The organism is Acidicapsa dinghuensis (genome assembly GCF_025685685.1).
GTDB classification, from domain to species: Bacteria; Acidobacteriota; Terriglobia; order Terriglobales; family Acidobacteriaceae; genus Acidicapsa; species Acidicapsa dinghuensis.
On the sequence record NZ_JAGSYH010000002.1, the window covers coordinates 171,778 to 188,706 of the forward strand.

14 protein-coding genes are annotated in these 16,929 nt (G+C 59.1%); 8 read left to right on the forward strand and 6 right to left on the reverse strand.

Annotated elements, in window-relative coordinates:
• Positions 1–5: 5 nt before the first annotated feature.
• Both OHL22_RS04295 and OHL22_RS04300 read left to right on the forward strand, forming a co-directional pair.
• A complete protein-coding gene (locus OHL22_RS04295; protein WP_263333612.1) occupies positions 6–2,768 on the forward strand; it encodes an AMP-binding protein in 2,763 nt (920 codons plus the stop codon).
• Between the two features lie 114 nt (positions 2,769–2,882).
• Positions 2,883–3,932, forward strand: coding sequence for a carboxypeptidase-like regulatory domain-containing protein (locus OHL22_RS04300; RefSeq protein ID WP_263333615.1), 1,050 nt, complete (start codon positions 2,883–2,885; stop codon positions 3,930–3,932).
• 23 nt (positions 3,933–3,955) lie between these two features.
• On the opposite strand, the gene OHL22_RS04305 is transcribed toward OHL22_RS04300, so the two are convergent.
• The gene (locus OHL22_RS04305; RefSeq protein WP_263333617.1) at positions 3,956–5,593 is read right to left on the reverse strand and encodes a DHA2 family efflux MFS transporter permease subunit; all 1,638 of its coding nucleotides are present in this window, start codon (positions 5,591–5,593) and stop codon (positions 3,956–3,958) included.
• Between the two features lie 98 nt (positions 5,594–5,691).
• Here OHL22_RS04305 and OHL22_RS04310 point away from each other — a divergent pair, with 98 nt between their 5' ends.
• Entirely contained in the window at positions 5,692–6,318 is a 627-nt protein-coding gene (locus OHL22_RS04310) for a TetR/AcrR family transcriptional regulator (RefSeq protein ID WP_263333619.1), read from the forward strand.
• Positions 6,319–6,333: 15 nt separating this feature from the next.
• Here OHL22_RS04310 and tsaD read toward each other — a convergent pair whose 3' ends face one another.
• Complete coding sequence (gene tsaD, locus OHL22_RS04315) at positions 6,334–7,554, reverse strand: tRNA (adenosine(37)-N6)-threonylcarbamoyltransferase complex transferase subunit TsaD (protein WP_263333621.1); 1,221 nt, start codon at positions 7,552–7,554, stop codon at positions 6,334–6,336.
• Between the two features lie 292 nt (positions 7,555–7,846).
• Between tsaD and OHL22_RS04320 the strand changes: the two genes are divergently transcribed.
• The 3 genes from OHL22_RS04320 (at position 7,847) to OHL22_RS04330 (ending at position 11,060) form a co-directional block, all read left to right on the forward strand.
• Positions 7,847–9,484 carry an outer membrane protein assembly factor BamB family protein gene (locus OHL22_RS04320; protein WP_263333623.1) on the forward strand — a complete coding sequence of 546 codons (1,638 nt, stop codon included), beginning with the start codon at positions 7,847–7,849 and terminating at the stop codon, positions 9,482–9,484.
• A 199-nt stretch (positions 9,485–9,683) separates the two neighbouring features.
• Positions 9,684–10,466 (forward strand): MBL fold metallo-hydrolase, encoded by a 783-nt coding sequence (locus OHL22_RS04325; RefSeq protein WP_263333625.1) that lies wholly within the window; start codon positions 9,684–9,686, stop codon positions 10,464–10,466.
• A gap of 150 nt (positions 10,467–10,616) precedes the next feature.
• On the forward strand, positions 10,617–11,060 hold the full coding sequence (locus OHL22_RS04330) for a hypothetical protein (protein WP_263333627.1): 444 nt from the start codon (positions 10,617–10,619) through the stop codon (positions 11,058–11,060).
• Between the two features lie 299 nt (positions 11,061–11,359).
• On the opposite strand, the gene OHL22_RS04335 is transcribed toward OHL22_RS04330, so the two are convergent.
• On the reverse strand, positions 11,360–11,515 hold the full coding sequence (locus OHL22_RS04335; protein ID WP_263333629.1) for a DUF3309 family protein: 156 nt from the start codon (positions 11,513–11,515) through the stop codon (positions 11,360–11,362).
• Positions 11,516–11,772: 257 nt separating this feature from the next.
• Between OHL22_RS04335 and OHL22_RS04340 the strand changes: the two genes are divergently transcribed.
• Both OHL22_RS04340 and OHL22_RS04345 read left to right on the forward strand, forming a co-directional pair.
• Positions 11,773–13,242 (forward strand): CCA tRNA nucleotidyltransferase, encoded by a 1,470-nt coding sequence (locus tag OHL22_RS04340; protein ID WP_263335413.1) that lies wholly within the window; start codon positions 11,773–11,775, stop codon positions 13,240–13,242.
• Positions 13,243–13,275: 33 nt separating this feature from the next.
• Positions 13,276–14,478 carry a BaiN/RdsA family NAD(P)/FAD-dependent oxidoreductase gene (locus OHL22_RS04345; protein WP_263333631.1) on the forward strand — a complete coding sequence of 401 codons (1,203 nt, stop codon included), beginning with the start codon at positions 13,276–13,278 and terminating at the stop codon, positions 14,476–14,478.
• A 44-nt stretch (positions 14,479–14,522) separates the two neighbouring features.
• Here the strand turns inward: OHL22_RS04345 and OHL22_RS04350 are convergent, their stop codons facing one another.
• The 3 genes from OHL22_RS04350 to OHL22_RS04360 form a co-directional block, all read right to left on the reverse strand.
• Positions 14,523–15,311 (reverse strand): hypothetical protein, encoded by a 789-nt coding sequence (locus OHL22_RS04350; RefSeq protein ID WP_263333633.1) that lies wholly within the window; start codon positions 15,309–15,311, stop codon positions 14,523–14,525.
• A 73-nt stretch (positions 15,312–15,384) separates the two neighbouring features.
• Positions 15,385–15,939, reverse strand: coding sequence for a GNAT family N-acetyltransferase (locus OHL22_RS04355; RefSeq protein ID WP_263333635.1), 555 nt, complete (start codon positions 15,937–15,939; stop codon positions 15,385–15,387).
• Positions 15,940–16,032: 93 nt separating this feature from the next.
• Positions 16,033–16,656 carry a superoxide dismutase gene (locus tag OHL22_RS04360; protein WP_263333637.1) on the reverse strand — a complete coding sequence of 208 codons (624 nt, stop codon included), beginning with the start codon at positions 16,654–16,656 and terminating at the stop codon, positions 16,033–16,035.
• Positions 16,657–16,929 lie beyond the last annotated feature (273 nt).

Genomic DNA, 16,929 nt, shown 5'->3' on the forward strand with positions numbered 1-16,929 from the left:
GTAGAGTGCGTACTCATCTCGCCAGCCTGGTTGAGGAGTTCCGCCTCCACGCTGGTGAGACAGCTGTGGTGGCACATCGCGGCAATCGCCGCTACCGCACCACCTATGGCGAACTAGCGCAAATCACAGGCCGATTCGCCGCAGAACTGGATCGCCGCAACATCGCTCCCGGCGACCGCGTGGTCCTTTGGGGAGCCAACTCCGCCGAATGGATCGGCGCATTCTTCGGTTGTCTCCTCCGCGGCGTCCTCGCTGTCCCCCTCGACTTTGCCGGCTCACCGGACTTCGCAGCTCGCATCGTGCAGGATGTCTCACCCAAACTCATCGTCGGCGATCACAGCCTGATCCAGTCTCTCGTTCAGCATTTGGAAAACTTTGACGTCCCCTGGCTCACCCTCTACAACCTCATCGCCCAGCTTCCTGCCGAGCCCAATTTTGCCGTCTCACCCTCCGTCACCAAAGACGCGGCCTTCCAGATCGTCTTCACCTCCGGCACCACCTCCGACCCCAAAGGCATCGTCCACACCCATGCCAATGTGCTCTCCAGCGTTCGCCCGATCGAGCACGAAATGCACAAGTACCAGAAGTACGAGCGCTGGGTGCATCCGCTCCGTTTTCTGCACACACTGCCCCTGAGCCACGTCTTCGGCCAGTTCATGGGCCTCTGGCTGCCTCCATTGCTCGCCGCTGAGGTCCACTTCGCCGATCAGTTCGAGGCCCGCCGTCTCACCGACCTCATCCGCCACGAACGCATCTCCGTCCTCGTCGCCGTACCCCGTATCCTCCAGCTTCTGCGCACCCACCTCCTCAGCCGCTTCCCCGATCTCGCATCCCTGATCGAACACGCCGCCGGCTCCTCGCAGCCATCGCTCAAAAGGGTTCCCGGCGTCTGGTGGCGATTCCGCAAAATCCATAGCGCCCTGGGCTGGAAATTCTGGGCCGTCATCTCCGGCGGCGCAGCCCTTCCCGCCGAGATTGAGCACTTCTGGAACCGCATTGGCATCGCTCTCATTCAGGGCTACGGCATGACCGAAACAACGGCGCTGGTCACCGTTAATCACCCCTTCCAGATTGCCGAAGGCACCATCGGCCGCACCCTCCCCGGCCGCGAAGTCAAGCTCTCAGAAGATGGCGAAATCCTCGTCCGCGGCGACATGCTCGCCAACGCTACCTGGCAAAACGGAGCCATGCGCAAGCGTGAAGGCGAGTGGCTCTCTACCGGCGACATCGGCGAGAAAAACGCAAGCGGTGAGCTCGTCTTCCTCGGCCGCAAAGGCGACGTCATCGTCACCGGCAGCGGTATGAATATCCACCCCGCCGACCTCGAAGAGGCAATGAAGCACCAGTCCGGCATCCGCGACTGCGTCGTAGTCCCCTGCGGTTTCCCCAGCGGCATCGAACCCGTAGCTGTAGTCCTCTCCGCTGGCACAGATGCCGAGCTCCAGTCCGCTGTCCGCGCCGCCAACCGCGAACTCGCCGACTTTCAGCAGATCCGCCGCGCCCTCAAATGGCCTGATCCAGCCTTCCCCTTTACCTCCACCGGCAAGCTCCTGCGACGCAAGGTCAATGAATGGGTGTGTCAGAACTTTCAGGCCCAGCACATGTCCGGCCAGCCCACCACCGGTCAGCTTCCACGCCGAGACATTGTCCTCGAGCTCATCGCCTCCGTCACCGGCGAATCCATCGCCAACCCCAGCGACACGATGCGCCTCACCGAGGACCTGCACCTCGACAGCCTGGGCCGCGTCGAGCTCCAGTCCGCTCTCGAACAGCGCCTCGACCTAGAACTAGCCGACGACGCCATCGCCAGTACCGAAACTCTCGGTGAACTGCGCACCATCGTTGCCCGTCAGGCCGCCCACATCGGCCGCGACAGCGAACAAGACATCGCCGCCGATTCCCGCCAGCCAGCGTCCACATCGGAATCCCTTCCGCTGCCATCCGCGGAGACCGCTTCAGCGCAACCGTCAGAGCCCACCGCAGCTCCTGTCATCGCATCCACGCAGTCCGAAGAAGCCGCCTCGTCTGTCCCGCATCGCCACCTCACCAAAGCTGAAAAAGACCAGCGTGCCCTCACCTCTGACCGCTTCTACCCTCACTGGCCCTGGAGCTGGCCAATCCGCCTCGCCCGCCTCGTCTTCCGCGAAGCCATCATACGCCCGCTTGTCTGGTTCCTCGGCGCGCCGCGCGTCATTCTGCCCAAAAGCCCCATTCCCGGCGGTCCCATGATCATCGTCTCCAACCATGTCGCCTCCATCGACGGCTCCATCGTCCTCTATTCGCTTCCCTTCAAAATTCGCCGCCAGATCGCCATCGCCATGGCTGGCGAATTGCTCCTCGACTTCAAACGCGCCCGCAACCAGGGCAACTGGCTCTTCAATCTCTCCGGCCCCATCCAGTACTATCTGGTCACCGCGCTCTTCAACGTGTTTCCGCTGCCCCGCATGCACGGCTATCGCCGCAGTTTCCAGCACGCTGGCGAAGCCATGGACCGCGGCTTCAACGTACTCGTCTTTCCCGAAGGCGCAGTCTCCGAAACCGCCGAAACTCGTCCATTCCGCCAGGGCATCGGCCTACTCGTCCGCGAATCCCGCGTCCCAGTCCTCCCGGTAGGCCTGCGCGGTTTCTCCGAGATGCGCAAATCCGGCTGGTTCCGCTCCGGGCTCCTCGAAATCCGCATCGGCGAGCCAATCCCATTCGACGACGCCATCGAACCCGCCGCCCTCACCGCCAGACTCGAAGCTGCCGTCCACGATCTGCTCTCATAAAACACCAGAAATCCCCGAACACTCTTCCCGCTCCGCCGCATCCTTCGTCTAATAGCCTGAGTCCAATATGGAAGCGATACAGTAAAGCATGTATTCCCCCGAGCGACACAATTGATGATCGAGCGTAGGTACGCCCTCCGCGGCTCGATGCTGCTCCTCCTTTTCTATTGCGCCACTGTTCTGTGTACCGCAGCCTTGGCCCAGCAATCAGCTAAAGCTCCCGAAGCCCCAGCTCTTCCATCCGATCCTGCTACCGGTAGCATTCACGGTACTGTCCAGAACCCCGATGGCGCAGTATATGAGGGTGTCCACGTCACGCTCGCGCGTCCCAACGTGCCCGACCAAACGACCACCACAGGAGCCGATGGCAGCTTTTTCTTCGCCTCCGTTCCACCGGGCCCATTCACGCTCACCCTCAACGCTAAAGGTTTCACCACCCAAACCATTTCCGGAACCATCCAGCCCGGCCAGACCGATGAGTTGCCGGCCATTACATTAGCCTTCGCCAAGGCCGTCAGCGAAGTAGACGTCACCGCCTCTACCGCTGAAATCTCCGAAGCCCAGCTCCAAATCGAAGAGAAGCAGCGCGTCTTAGGCATCGTCCCCAACTTCTACGTCGCCTACAACAAAGACGCACCACCGCTAAGCCCAAAACAGAAGTTCCGCCTCGCCTGGCGCACCTCCATCGACCCGGTCACCTTCGGACTTAGCGCCTTTGTCGCCGGTGCCGAGCAGGCCACAGGCGCGTACCCTGGCTTCGGCGGAGGAGCGCAGGGCTACTTCAAGCGTTTCGGAGCCTCATACACCGACGGATTCACAGGCACCATGCTCGGCAACGCAATCTTCCCTGTACTTCTTCATCAGGACCCGCGTTACTTCTACAAAGGCACCGGTTCCATCCGCTCCCGCGCACTCTATGCCATCGCCAACGCTGTCATCTGCAAAGGAGACAACGGCCATTGGCAGCCCAACTACTCGGGCATTCTCGGCAGCCTCGCCTCCGGCGGACTCTCCAATCTCTACTACCCCGCCAGCGACCGCAACGGCATCGGCCTAACCTTTCAGCAGACCGCCATCGACACCGGCGCATCCGCCATCCAGTATCTTTTTCAGGAGTTCGTAGTCCGCCGCCTTACGCCAAAACTCCCAAGCTATAACCCGTAATTTATTTGCAATTATTGATAACTTTAGTGCGCATCGAGTTCGATACGCTTCTGCACGCCCGGCCTCTTCAGCATCAGAAGCAACGGCATCACCAACAAAATCACCAGGCCCAACGCGCGAAACTGATCCATATACGAAAGCAGATTTGCCTGCTGCAGCATCGCGTCATACAGCCTCGCAAGCGCCGCATAGTGATTATCCAGCGCATTGCCCGGATGAGCCGCCATCGCACTCACTGCCTGGTGCACCCATGGCGAAGACCCATCCGTGTGCTGGCTCAACACCTCCTGATACATCTGCGCCTTGCGCTGCAACAGCGTGCTGCTGATCGCAATCCCGATACTCCCGCCCTCATTGCGCACCAGTGCATATATACCCGCGGCCTGTGAACTCTGCTCCCTCGGCAAAAACCGGAACATAATCGTGCTGATCGGCACCGTCGTCAACCCAACGCCCAGCACCTGCAAAATACGCGGCATGATCATGTCGATCTCCGCCGCCTGCAGATTCATCGAACCCATCCACCATAGCGAAATCCCAATCAGCGTCAGCCCCGCAAAAATCAGCTTGCGCGGATCAAACCCCTTCGTCAGCACGTAGCCGACAAACGGCACCTCCGCCATCGTGAACAACCCAGCCGGTGAAAGCGCAAATCCTGCAGTTGTCGCGTCATACCCCATCATCTGCTGCATAAATAACGGCAGCAGATACGTCGTCGCATACAGCACCGAATACAGGCACAGAATCAGAATGCAGCACGAGCGGAAATTCCTCTCCTTCAGCAGGTGCAGATTCACAATAGGCTTCGGATGAAACCACTCCCACAGAACTGCGCCGCCGAGCGAAAGCACCGCCACCGTGGCAAACCCGACAATAAAACTTGATCCGAACCAATCCAGCTCCTGCCCTTTATCCAACACAATCTCCAGCGTCGCCAGTCCTAGACTCAATAGACTGAGTCCCATCCAGTCAATCCGCAGATTGCCCTTGTTCGCCGCTCTCGCCGCTTTTATATGCGTCGGATCTTCCAGCACAATACGCGTCAGCATGAAGCACGCAATGCCCACCGGAATGTTGATATAGAAAATCCACCGCCACGAGTAGTTGTCCGTGATCCACCCGCCCAGCGTAGGCCCCAGCACCGGCGCAACCAGAATCGCGATAGTGTAGAGCGCCATCGCCATCCCGCGTTTCTCTGGCGGAAACTCATCTGCCAAAATCGCCTGCACCGAAGGCTGCAATCCACCACCCGCCAGCCCCTGCAGCACACGAAAAACAATCAGCAAACCCAGCGAAGGAGCCAGCCCGCAAAACGCTGAAAACACCGTGAAGAAGAGAACCGAGATGAGATAAAACCGCTTGCGTCCCATCACGCTCGAAATCCATCCACTGATCGGCAAAATGATGGCGTTCGCCACCAGATAGCTCGTCAGTACCCACGCGCCTTCATCCTGTGAGGCCGAAAGGCTCCCCGCAATATGCGGCAGCGCGACGTTCGCGATGCTGGTATCCAGCACCTCCATGAACGTCCCTATCGTCACCACCATCGCAATGATCCACGGACTGAAAGCCCGCGCAGGCGTCAGATGTTGCGAGTCAAACTCCGGAATATCCCTCGCCAGGGACTCTTCTGCGCCCGCAACTTCTTCTTCAACAATCATGTCTCTCGGAGCAAATCATACTCATAAGTATGATTTATTAAACTATATGGTCAATCTATCAGACGCAGTACACTGAGATAGGGATTCAGCGATTCGCCATGCCTAAAACCGCCGAGGACCGCAAGCGTCAGATCGTCACCGAATTTCGCCGCTCCGAGATCCTCGATGCAGCCTCGAAGGTCTTCGGCACCAAAGGCTTCGATGAATCGCGGGTAGACGACATCGCCGCACAGGCCGGCCTCGCCAAAGCCACCGTCTACGTCTACTTCCGCTCCAAAGATGAGATCTACGAGGCGGTCATGGAGCGTGCCCTCGCCGAGATCTATGCCCGCACCGGCGAAGCCGTCGCATCAGCAGCCAGCTTTGCGGAAAAGCTCGGTGCTTTCATCGCCATCCGCCTCACCTACTGGCGCGAGAAACAAGATCTCTATCGGGTCATCTCCAGCATCAACCGCGAAATGAAGAACCGCAAACGCAGCCTCAAATGGCAGCGCCTCGCCGTCGATTACCTCATCGCCATGTTCACCACAGCAGCCGAACGCGCCGAAATACCGAAGCAGGACTTCGAAGCAGCCGCCTGGGCCATCATGGACATGATCCGTGGCATTCACGAGCGCCGCATCATCCAGCACGGCCCTCACCCCGAAGAAGAGGCGCGCCAACTGACCGCCTTCTGCCTCAAGGCTCTCGGCTACAACGCCACTTCAAAAACAAAAACGAAATAATCGGTCAGGAATTTTCTAAGCCAGCACCATCCGCGGATTCGCCTCTAAGTCCCAATCCGCAAACTCACCCGCCACAAATCGAGGCCATGCAGCCGCCGCAATCATTGCCGCGTTATCTGTCGAAAGCGCCAGCGTCGGAAACGCAATCGGCAACCCTCGCTCTGCGGCCTCTGCAGTAAACCGCACCCGCAGCTCACGATTCGCCGCCACGCCACCGGTCACCAGCACACTGGCAGCACCCACGGCCTCCGCTGCGGCAAAGGTCTTCTTCATCAGATCCCCCACTACAGCATGCTGAAAGCTCGCAATCAGATCCAGCGTCTGCTTATCGCACCACGGCAGCGCATCCTGCCATGCCGCATGAGGCATCGCCGACAGTGTCTTCATGCGCTCCTCGCACGCCGCCCGCATCCCATGCACTTCCACATACCGCAGCACCGCCGTTTTGATCCCCGAAAACGAAAATAGAAAATGCCGATTCAGACCGCCAATCGGCGCAATCGTTGCACCTTTCGTCCGTGGAGCTTTTCCTTCCAGATGCGCCTTCGGCTTGATCTGCGCAAACGTAAACGGCACCGCCTTCGCATTGCCATACTGCGCAAGATTGTCGATCCAAGGCCCACCCGGATACCCCAGCCCCAGCAGCTTCGCTACCTTGTCGTAAGCCTCACCAGCAGCATCATCCAGCGTCCGCCCAATCAGCTCATACCGCCATCCCGCCTGCCCTGCTGCTATCCCCTCCGGCGGTCGCGCCAGAAACAAATGCGTATGCCCACCTGAAACCACCAGCGCCAGCGCAGGCATCGGCAACCCAGACGCTATTCCCTGTTCCCTGGTCCCCGATCCCTGATCCCTGTTTTCAGCAAGCAGGACAGCATGAATATGCCCCTCCAGATGATTCACTGAGATCAGCGGCACGCCCAGCGAAAACGCCAGCGTCTTAGCATACGTCAGCCCAACAAGCAGTGCTCCGGCTAGCCCTGGACCACTCGTCACCGCCACCGCTTCAATGTCTTTGAGTTCACACCCAGCCTGCTCCAAAGCGGCACGCGTGATCGGAACAATATTTCTCAAATGCTCGCGGCTCGCCAATTCAGGCACCACGCCGCCATACGGCGCATGCGTTCCAATCTGCGAAGCCACAATCGACGATCGCGTCAGCGACCCACGCTCCACCACTGCCGCCGCCGTCTCATCGCACGACGACTCAATCCCTAGAATCAGTCCGCTTGCCATCCCTCTTCAGTCTACGCGCGCAACTTCTGCCCACCTGGTAAGCGAGCCTTCTGGAACGGTCTGTCGGGTTACCTATGCGGAATATCTATTGCAAATCTTTTATTTGCTTTGCATAGCCTCCCCTGCTACTATTCGCAGGTTCCCCCAAAATGTCGCGAAGTTCAACCTTCTAGTCTCCGCGCCCCCACGCGACCCGAAGCCTCTTTCCGCTTTCTGTTCAAGGCTTGATCTCTAACTTGCCGGGCTCGATTCCGGCGAATAACCACAACATCAAACAGCGGAGAAAATCACAATGAGTCTGCACCCAGTGTTGCTGCGAATTGCCAAACGGGCCTGCTCTCTTTCGTTCCGCCAGATAGGCCTCTGCACGGCCATGGTGGCCATGCTTGCCTGCCTATCCACCACGTCCCGCGCAAACGCCCAGGATTGGCCCCAGTTCGGGCAAAACAACACCAATAGCGCAAGCAATTTCGGCGGACTGTTGCTGAATTCGCTCACCGTCCCATATCTCAAGCCCAAATGGACCTTCACCACCGCAGGCGATGTGTCTGCCCGCGCCGCGGTCGTCAACGGCGTCGCTTATGTTCCCGACTGGGGTGGCAATCTTTGGGCCATCCGCGCCATCGACGGCAAACAGCTTTGGGGCGGACCACTCGCTAACTACAATCTGCTCAACAACACCACCGGCCAGCCCTATGCCACCGTTTACGCACGCGCCACGCCGCTGGTGGTCAACGGCATCGTCTACCTTGGAGTGCAGCAGGGAGCCTGGTTCCTGGCCCTCGACGCCTCCAGCGGCAAGCTGCTCTGGAAGACCCAGCTCAACACCTTCGATCCCTACGCGGTCGTGACCACCTCCGCCTCCTACGCCAACGGCGTCATCTACACCGGTGTAGCATCCTCCCAGGAAGCCAATGCAGCCGGCGCGCCCGGCACCGCGAAGGGCAGCGTCGCCGCCATCAATGCCGCAAACGGCAAGATTCTCTGGCAGACCTACACCACGGTCGCCGGCTATAGTGGCGTGGGCGTCTGGGGCAGCAACCCCGTCGTGGACACCACTCGTGGGACCGTCTTCATCGGCACCGGCGACAACTACACCGCGCCCACCGATCCCAAATATTTGAAGTGCGTCGCTGCCGGTGGAACTCCCGCCGTCTGTCAGTCGTCTGACAACCACGTCGATTCCATCCTGGCTCTTAACATGAGCAACGGCAAAATCAAATGGTCCCAGAGCATGGTCACCTGGCCTCAGTTCTCCTCGCAGAGCGGCAGCGACTTCTTCAATCTTTCCTGCTCATTCGGCCTCCCGGGATGCCCCTCTCCACAAGGCCCAGACTTCGACTTCGGCTCGGCTCCCAACGAGATCACCTACTTGACTCCACAGGGCCCCAAAACCATCCTCGGTGCAGGCCAGAAGAGCGGCATCTACTTCGCCTTCGATCCCGACACGGGTAAGCTGCTCTGGCAGACTCAGGTCGGCCCCGGCTCCTCGCTCGGCGGCATGGAGTGGGGATCAGCTACCGACGGCTTCCGCATTTACGTTGCTGTCGCGAACTTCTACGGCATCCCGTATGGCAGCAACAGCAATCTCGGCACCGCCGGAACCTGGGCCGCCCTCGATCCTGCGACCGGCAAGATTCTGTGGCAGGTTGCAGACCCGAATGGAGCCGCGGATCTGGGCCCGCTAGCTGTCGCCAACGGCGTCGTCTTCGCTGCATCTATGGCCGGTGGGTCGAGTGCTCCCACCATGCTCGCCCTGGATGCTTCCTCCGGAAAAACCCTCTGGAGCTATCCATCGGGGGCTTCGACCATCTCGGGAGCGACCGTAGTGAATAACACCGTCTTCTGGGGCTCTGGCTACACTCACCTTGGCATTCCCGGGATGACTGGAAATAACAAGTTCTACGCCTTCACCCTGGGCGGCTACTAGGAATACTTAGTGCTTGCATTCACGAGCAGAAACAAATCACGCAGCTGATATTGCATCTCAGCTTGCCCGATCGAAACCGGAGAGGAACCGCGCAATATCCCCAGGTCCCTCTCCGGTTTCATGTGGCTCGCGTGAGCCACGCTCTACGCATGTGTTCCAGCTAATACATCGTCAAACAGCATCTCTTCCGGAGTAGATTGTGCGCATAGCTTATTCCTTCATCGCGCGGGCTTTCGCAACCTTGCTCATCCTTGCTTCCACGACATCGATTCTCCACGCTCAGTACGGCAACAAAGGTGACGACGCCCCCGGATACAAGACTAGACCGCGAACTCTCACCACAACCTTCGTAAAGACGGGCCTCTACGTTATCAGCGGCGGCGGCGGCAACTCCGTCCTTCGCCTCAGCGGAGGCGGCCTCATCGTCGTCGACGGTAAACTGCCAGGCAACTACCCCGAACTCGCCCACATCATCCGCAAAATCGTCGACCAGCCAATACGCGTTCTCATCGACACCAACTATTACGTCAATCACACCGGCCTGAACGCCGATTTTCTTTCGGATGGCTCGCAGGTCATCGCTCAGCAAAGTGTCAAGCAGGCTCTGCAGAGCTATCACCCGGATAAAGCCTCCATCTCTCCTCCTTCGTTCACCTACGATAAGGAGCAAGATCTTCACTTCGGCCTCGTCGAGGTGCGCCTGCTCCACTTCGGCCCAGCTCGCACCAGCGGAGATACCATCGTCTACTTCCCCGAGCTCAAAGCTGTCGCTCTCGGTGATCTCTATACAGCCGATCCTAAGCCCGATGAATCCGCCGGTGGCAGTCTCGCCGGATGGAGCACTACTCTCGGAGAGGTGCTTAAACTCGATTTCAACGTAGCTATTCCCGGTAACGGGCCGACTGTCACTAAATCAGATGTAGAGCAACTCAAATCGAGGATCGACGCCGCTCTCGCCCATCAATCAGCATCCAGCAGATAAGACCTGACAAGATAAGACCTGGCAATTGACGGTGTTTACCCATCTTTTAATGTCTTGATCAACCGGATCGCGCGTCCCGTACATGACAGCCGCGCTCGTGACAACAGTCACCGGCTCGCGTACTCTGATCGAGGACACTGTTTTCGGCCGATGAAGCGCTGGCTCCAATTCGTTCCGCTCTTTCTCGCTGCCCTGCTCGCCGCGAACCCCGCTCTAGCCGAGCTTGCATGCGCTCTCCAGGCCACCAGCGGATGCTCGCGACATGCAGCCTGTTGCTCCATGACAATGCAGGAGCATGCCAACAACACGCCGGGCGATTCAGCCGCCGTGGAAGCACCTGGCTTTGATAACGCAGCACCCGCTGCTCCAATGGATGAGCAATGCGCCAAGGCTTGCGCCAGCGCCCTTTGCTCTCCTCGTCCATTCCAGTCATCCGCTTCATCCATCACAACGGCTAAACTGGCGCCGATAACGGACTCCGCATATCAGCACGAGAATCTATTGGCCGTCTTCGGACCGGATGACATCTGGCCTGGCGCACCACCTACGCCGACAATCTCACGCCACGTTCTCCTGCGAGTCTTCCGGATCTAGAGCGCTCTCCTCTGCCTCGTTTCGGAGCGGGCCTTGCCCATCTCTCGATACAGCTTCGTTTTAACGCAAAGGAGAATTTCCTATGTTTCGCAAAGCAATCGTTCTGTCCGCCACACTCATTTTCTCTCTCAGCCTGCTCGCACAACCTGCAACAGTGCTTCACTCCACAACGTCCTGCTGCACTTCCTCCTGCTGCACCGGCGGATCGTGCTGCTCATAGATAGTCTGTTGCGCTGTTAGTTAGTTCATCCTGCGGCGGCCCTCATCGGCCGCCGCATTTGAGCCCTGTCGCACGATCGTCAGAGCACATTCAGCAGATACGCAATCAGCAGGATCAGCAGAATCGTTCCCAGCCCGATGCCTGCTCCGCCGCCATAACCCCAGCGGCCATAGCCGTAATATCCACCGCCGCCGCCCAAAATCAATATCAGCAAAATGATAATCACAAGCGTCATATTCGTTTCCTTTCTTCTTTTGCCTGTTTGTCTTCCAGCCGGAACCGCTTCAATGCATACCTGGCGCAAGAAACGCGATACAAAAACTAAGGCATTGGAAGAGAGCAAGCCCGCTGAGGTTGGCTTCATCTCAAAGACAAACAGCAAACCTGTTGCAAACCGCACACGATCCACTAACAGGACATAAGGCTGCCCGCCTGCCATACTTTCAAGAGAAAGAAATAGTGCCTACCGACCCACAATTCGCCCCCGGTTTCATGGCTGCCCGCGCCATCGTCGCGCGCCTCCGTGCGGAGGGTCATCAGGCATACCTCGCTGGCGGTTGTGTCCGCGATCTGCTTCTCGGCCCCAACCCCAAGGACTATGACGTAGCCACCAGCGCCACACCTGACATCGTCCTCAACCTCTTCCCGCGCACCTTCGCCGTCGGCGCCCACTTCGGCGTCGTCATCGTTGCCGATGAAGTCGATGCTCATTACGTCCAGACAGAAGTCGCAACCTTCCGCTCCGACGGAGCCTATTCCGATGGCCGCCACCCCGACGCTGTCCGCTATACCCTGAGCGCCGAAGAAGACATCCAGCGCCGTGACTTCACCATCAACGGCCTCCTGCTAGACCCTGAAGCCTTGAGCCTCAATCCCCACGAATCACCCAATACCATTTCGGCCTCAGACGAGGCCCCTCACACTTCACACTCACACTCGCCTCTCTCGGGTGTCCCAGGTCTCGAACTTGAGACCTGGGATCAACTGAAGCTCCGTCCTCACGTGCTTGATTTCGTAGGCGGTCTCGCCGACCTCAACTCCGGCATCCTTCGCGCTATCGGCTTGCCCCTTCGCCGCTTCGAAGAAGACCGCCTGCGGATGCTCCGCGCCATCCGATTCGCCGCGCGCTTCGGCTATGCAATCGAACCGGCCACCTTTGCCGCCATCCAGTCCCTCGCACCGCGTATCGCCAGCGTCAGCCGCGAACGCATCCGCGAAGAGCTCACCCGCATGCTCACCGAGGGCCACGCCCGCCGCGCCTTCGAGCTGCTCGACACCTCCGGCCTGCTCATTCACGTCCTGCCCGAAGCCGCAAAGCTCAAAGGCGTCGAACAGCCCCCGCAATTCCACCCCGAGGGTGATGTCTGGACCCACACCCTCATGCTCCTCGAACAACTAGAAGCCGGCAGCCCAATGACCCTCGCATGGGGAGCACTCCTGCACGACATCGGCAAGCCCGCCACCTTCCAGCCGCCAACCACTCCAAACGACCGCATCCGCTTCAACGGACACGTTGAAGTCGGAGTCGCCATTGGCGCGGACATCTGCCGCCGCATGCGCTTCTCCAATGAAGAAACCACTCAGATCCTCGCCCTCATCGAAAACCACATGCGCTTCGGCGATGTACACCGCATGAAAGCCGCCACACTCAAGCGGTTCTTCCGCCTCGATCGATTCCCCGAACACCTCGCCCTGCACCGCATGGATTGCAACGCCAGTCACGGCAGCCTGGACAACTATCACTTCGCCCGCGAGCAATACAAAGCAATCCCCGAAGAAGAAGTCCGCCCGACACCTTTACTCACCGGTCGCGACCTCATCGCCCTCGGCTACCATCCCGGCCCAACCTTCAAAACCATCCTTCATACCATCGAAGAGGCCCAACTCGAAGGCGCCATTCAAACAACCGAAGAAGCCCTGGCTTTAGCGAAACAACAATTCCCACTGACCCCTGATCTCTGACCCCTGATCTCTGTTTACTGACCACCGCTCACTGTGAAATACGACACCATCATCCTCGGCGCCGGAGCAGCCGGCCTCTTCTGCGCCGCCACAGCCGCTCAGCGCAATCGTCGCGTCGCTGTCCTCGAACACGGTCCATTACCCGGCCGCAAAATCCTCATCTCCGGCGGAGGCCGCTGCAACTTCACCAACCTCAACACCTCACCCGACCGCTTTCTCTCGCAAAATCCCCACTTCGCCAAATCCGCGCTCGCCCTCTACACCCCGCACCACTTCCTTGAGCTCGTCCATCGCTACAACATCCCCTGGCACGAGAAAACCCTCGGCCAGCTCTTCTGCGACCACTCCGCCCACGCCATCCTCGACATGCTCCTCGCCGAGTGCAGCCGCTCAGCACCCCCAGTCGACCTCATCTACGACGCCCACAGCATCCGCGTCGAACACGACTCCTCCGGTTTCCGCATCGAGTGCGCCAAAGGCCACTTCACCAGCGAAACCCTCGTCATCGCCACCGGCGGCCTCAGCATCCCCACGCTCGGAGCCACCAGCTTCGGCTACGACCTCGCCCGCCAGTTTGGCCTCAACATCATCCCTCCCCGCCCGGTCTTAGTTCCGCTCACACTCGGCGGCAACGAAACATCATGGACAGGGCTATCCGGCGTCTCCACCACCGTCCGTGCCTCCACACCCGGCTGCAAGACCACCTTCATCGAGAAAGCGCTCTTCACCCACCGCGGCCTGAGTGGCCCCGCCATTCTGCAGATCTCCTCCTACTGGAAACCCGGCGAGTCCATCCTCCTCGACTTCGCCCCAGACCTGCCCAAAAACAAACGCCTCCTCGATCAGCTCTTCACCGGCCGCCGCGACCAGCCAGCCCTGCAAAAGGCCCTGCGCGACTACCTGCCAACGCGCCTCGCCGACCACATCGCAAATCAGTTTTCAGATGCAATCTCAATCAAAGGCCAGATCAAGGGCTGGACCAATCCTGCCCTCGAAGCCCGCGAACGATCCCTGCGCAAATGGGCCTTTCACCCCAGCGGCACCGAAGGCTTCCAGAAAGCCGAAGTCACCGCCGGCGGCATCGACACCGCAGCCCTCAACTCCCGCACCATGGAAGCCAAATCAGTCCACGGCCTCTTCTTCATCGGCGAAGTCGTCGACGTCACCGGCCATCTGGGCGGTTATAACTTCCAGTGGGCCTGGGCCTCAGCCGTCGCAGCTGCTCGATCTGTCTAGCAAAGCGCGCGGAGGCGCGTCACACTTCACACTCACACTTGCTTTTACTGAGGTTGTTGCGGTTGCGTAGGCTGCTGCCCTTGCGGCTGCGCAGGCCGCGGCGGCGGCGCGCCAGCCCGCTTCGGCGGCGTCAGCACAAATCCCTTCCGCGCCAGCGCAAATCCCTCATTTGGCCACTCCGTCTGCAACAGCTCATTCTGCGGCCCTGAGAAGACTTCCGCCTTCGTCGCGTCATACGTCACCGTGTAATGATTCACCGCAATCTGGCGGCCATCCAGCGTTCCCTGCATCGGCGCATCCGTCATGATGCGCATCGCAGACTCCGACCCAGTCTGCTTCGGTATCAACGCCCACAGCCCCGCGTTGTTATGCGCCGCTCCCAGATACAGCATCATCTGCAAACCTGCCGGATCAAAATCCGGCATAAACACCCCCAGCGCATGATGCGCGAGCGGCGTGTGGATCACCTGCCCGTTCGCATTGATGTTCATCAAAAACTGCTGTCCCTGCGCGTCCGTCTCCACCTTTGCTCCGGTGCCGTTCACCTTGCCGTCCAGCGAAACATGCAGCAGATGATGGGCCGCATCCAAAGTGCCCTTCTGGTCAAAACTGTAGTCCAGTTGCGGCATCTTGACATTTGCCTTCGAATCGAAGGCGAAGCCTCCGCCCTGCTGCGCAATCTTCAACTCCGCCGAACCCACCGTCGTGCCATTCTGGCTCAGCACATAACTCTGGGCCTCAAGCCGCGCGGCCAATAACCCGGCAACCATCACTCCGGCAGTCCCGAGCCAGAGGATCTTTCCCACTTTCGTCAGTTTTCCATGCGCGCACATTCGCACTACTCCTATCCACACTCTCTATCTTTGTTTGACACCAAAAGAAACAAAGAGTTGCCCATCTGACACGTCACGATTGCCCGCGCCAATCCTCTACCCTCAACCGGTACAGCACATGCCGCCGCATCACGTGCCCCTCTGCAATCATCGGATTATCAAAATCGTCCGCCTCATCCCGCATCATCCCCAGCTTCTCCATCACCCGCCGCGAACGCACATTCGCAGGCACGGTAAACGAAACAATCTCGCTCAATCCAAGTTCCTTAAATCCAAACCGCAGCGATGCGCGCGCCCCTTCCGTCGCCAACCCACGCCCCCAGAACTCCACCGCCAGCCGCCAGCCTATCTCCACGCAAGGCGTAAACGCCGCCTCAAACGGTGCGACCGCCAGCCCCACGAAACCCGCAAACTGTCCGGTCTCCTTCAGCTCCGCAGCCCAGAAACCATATTCATGCCGTGCGAAATGGGCCATGACGCGATCCATGCTGGCATTGCTCTCCTGCTCCGTCTGCAGTGAAGGAAAAAACTCCCTCACCCGCGGATCGCGATTCATCGCCGCAAACGACGCGCGATCGCCATCACGCCATCGCCGAAGCACAAGCCGCTCTGTCTCAAGTTCACTCATCTCGTCTTTCAAAAACAGTAATGGCCGTAAGATACACCCCTCACGGAGCACTCATCTCACGGCCACGTTTCGTCCTTATTTTTCGCTTACTGCTTATCCCTTGGCCGTTGCGAACCGCTTGTTCACTTCCGCCCAGTTCACCACATTCCACCATGCTTCCAGATACTTCGGACGCAGGTTCTGATACTTCAGGTAATACGCGTGCTCCCAAACATCGTTGCCCAGAATCGGATACAGTCCCTGCGACAGCGGAGAATCCTGATTCGCCGTGCTGGTCACCTTCAGCTTCCCGTCGGCATACACCACCCACGCCCAGCCCGAACCAAACCGCTTCGCCCCGGCATCGTTAAACGCCTTCTTCAGGCTCTCGAAATCGCCAAAATCCGCCTTGATCTGGCCTGCAATCGCGCCCGTAGGCTCGCCGCCAACACCTGCCGACCCAGCCGGCCCCATGATCGTCCAGAACATCGAGTGATTCGAGTGGCCGCCGCCGTTGTTCTGCACCGCGCCGCGAATATCCTCGGGCACCGCCTTCAGATCGCTGATCAGATCGTCCACCGATTTCGCAGCCAGCTCCGGGTGATTCGCCAGCGCCGTATTTACATTCGTGATATATGCCTGATGGTGCTTGTCATGATGAAAGTGCATCGTATCCGCGTCGATAAAGGGTTCTAGCGCGGCATAGTCATAAGGAAGCGGTGGAAGTTCGTAAGCCATCTCGTTTCTCCTTCATTTGGGATTGTACTGGGCTGAATCGCCCGATTCCGTTACATCCTGATCACAGAAAACCGTTGCCCTGCTGGCGCCCGGTTCCTTTTCAGCCAGGCACGGCGCATAATGTCCATCCGGAACGGGAAACCGTGACATTCTCCCGTCCCTGCACCCATAGATTCTGCGGTCGTGTTTTGCGCTTCAACTTGCGCTGTCAAAAGTGCTATTCCATAGATGCAGCTTTCCAATCATCTGTTCGCCAACTTCGATGGAACCGCG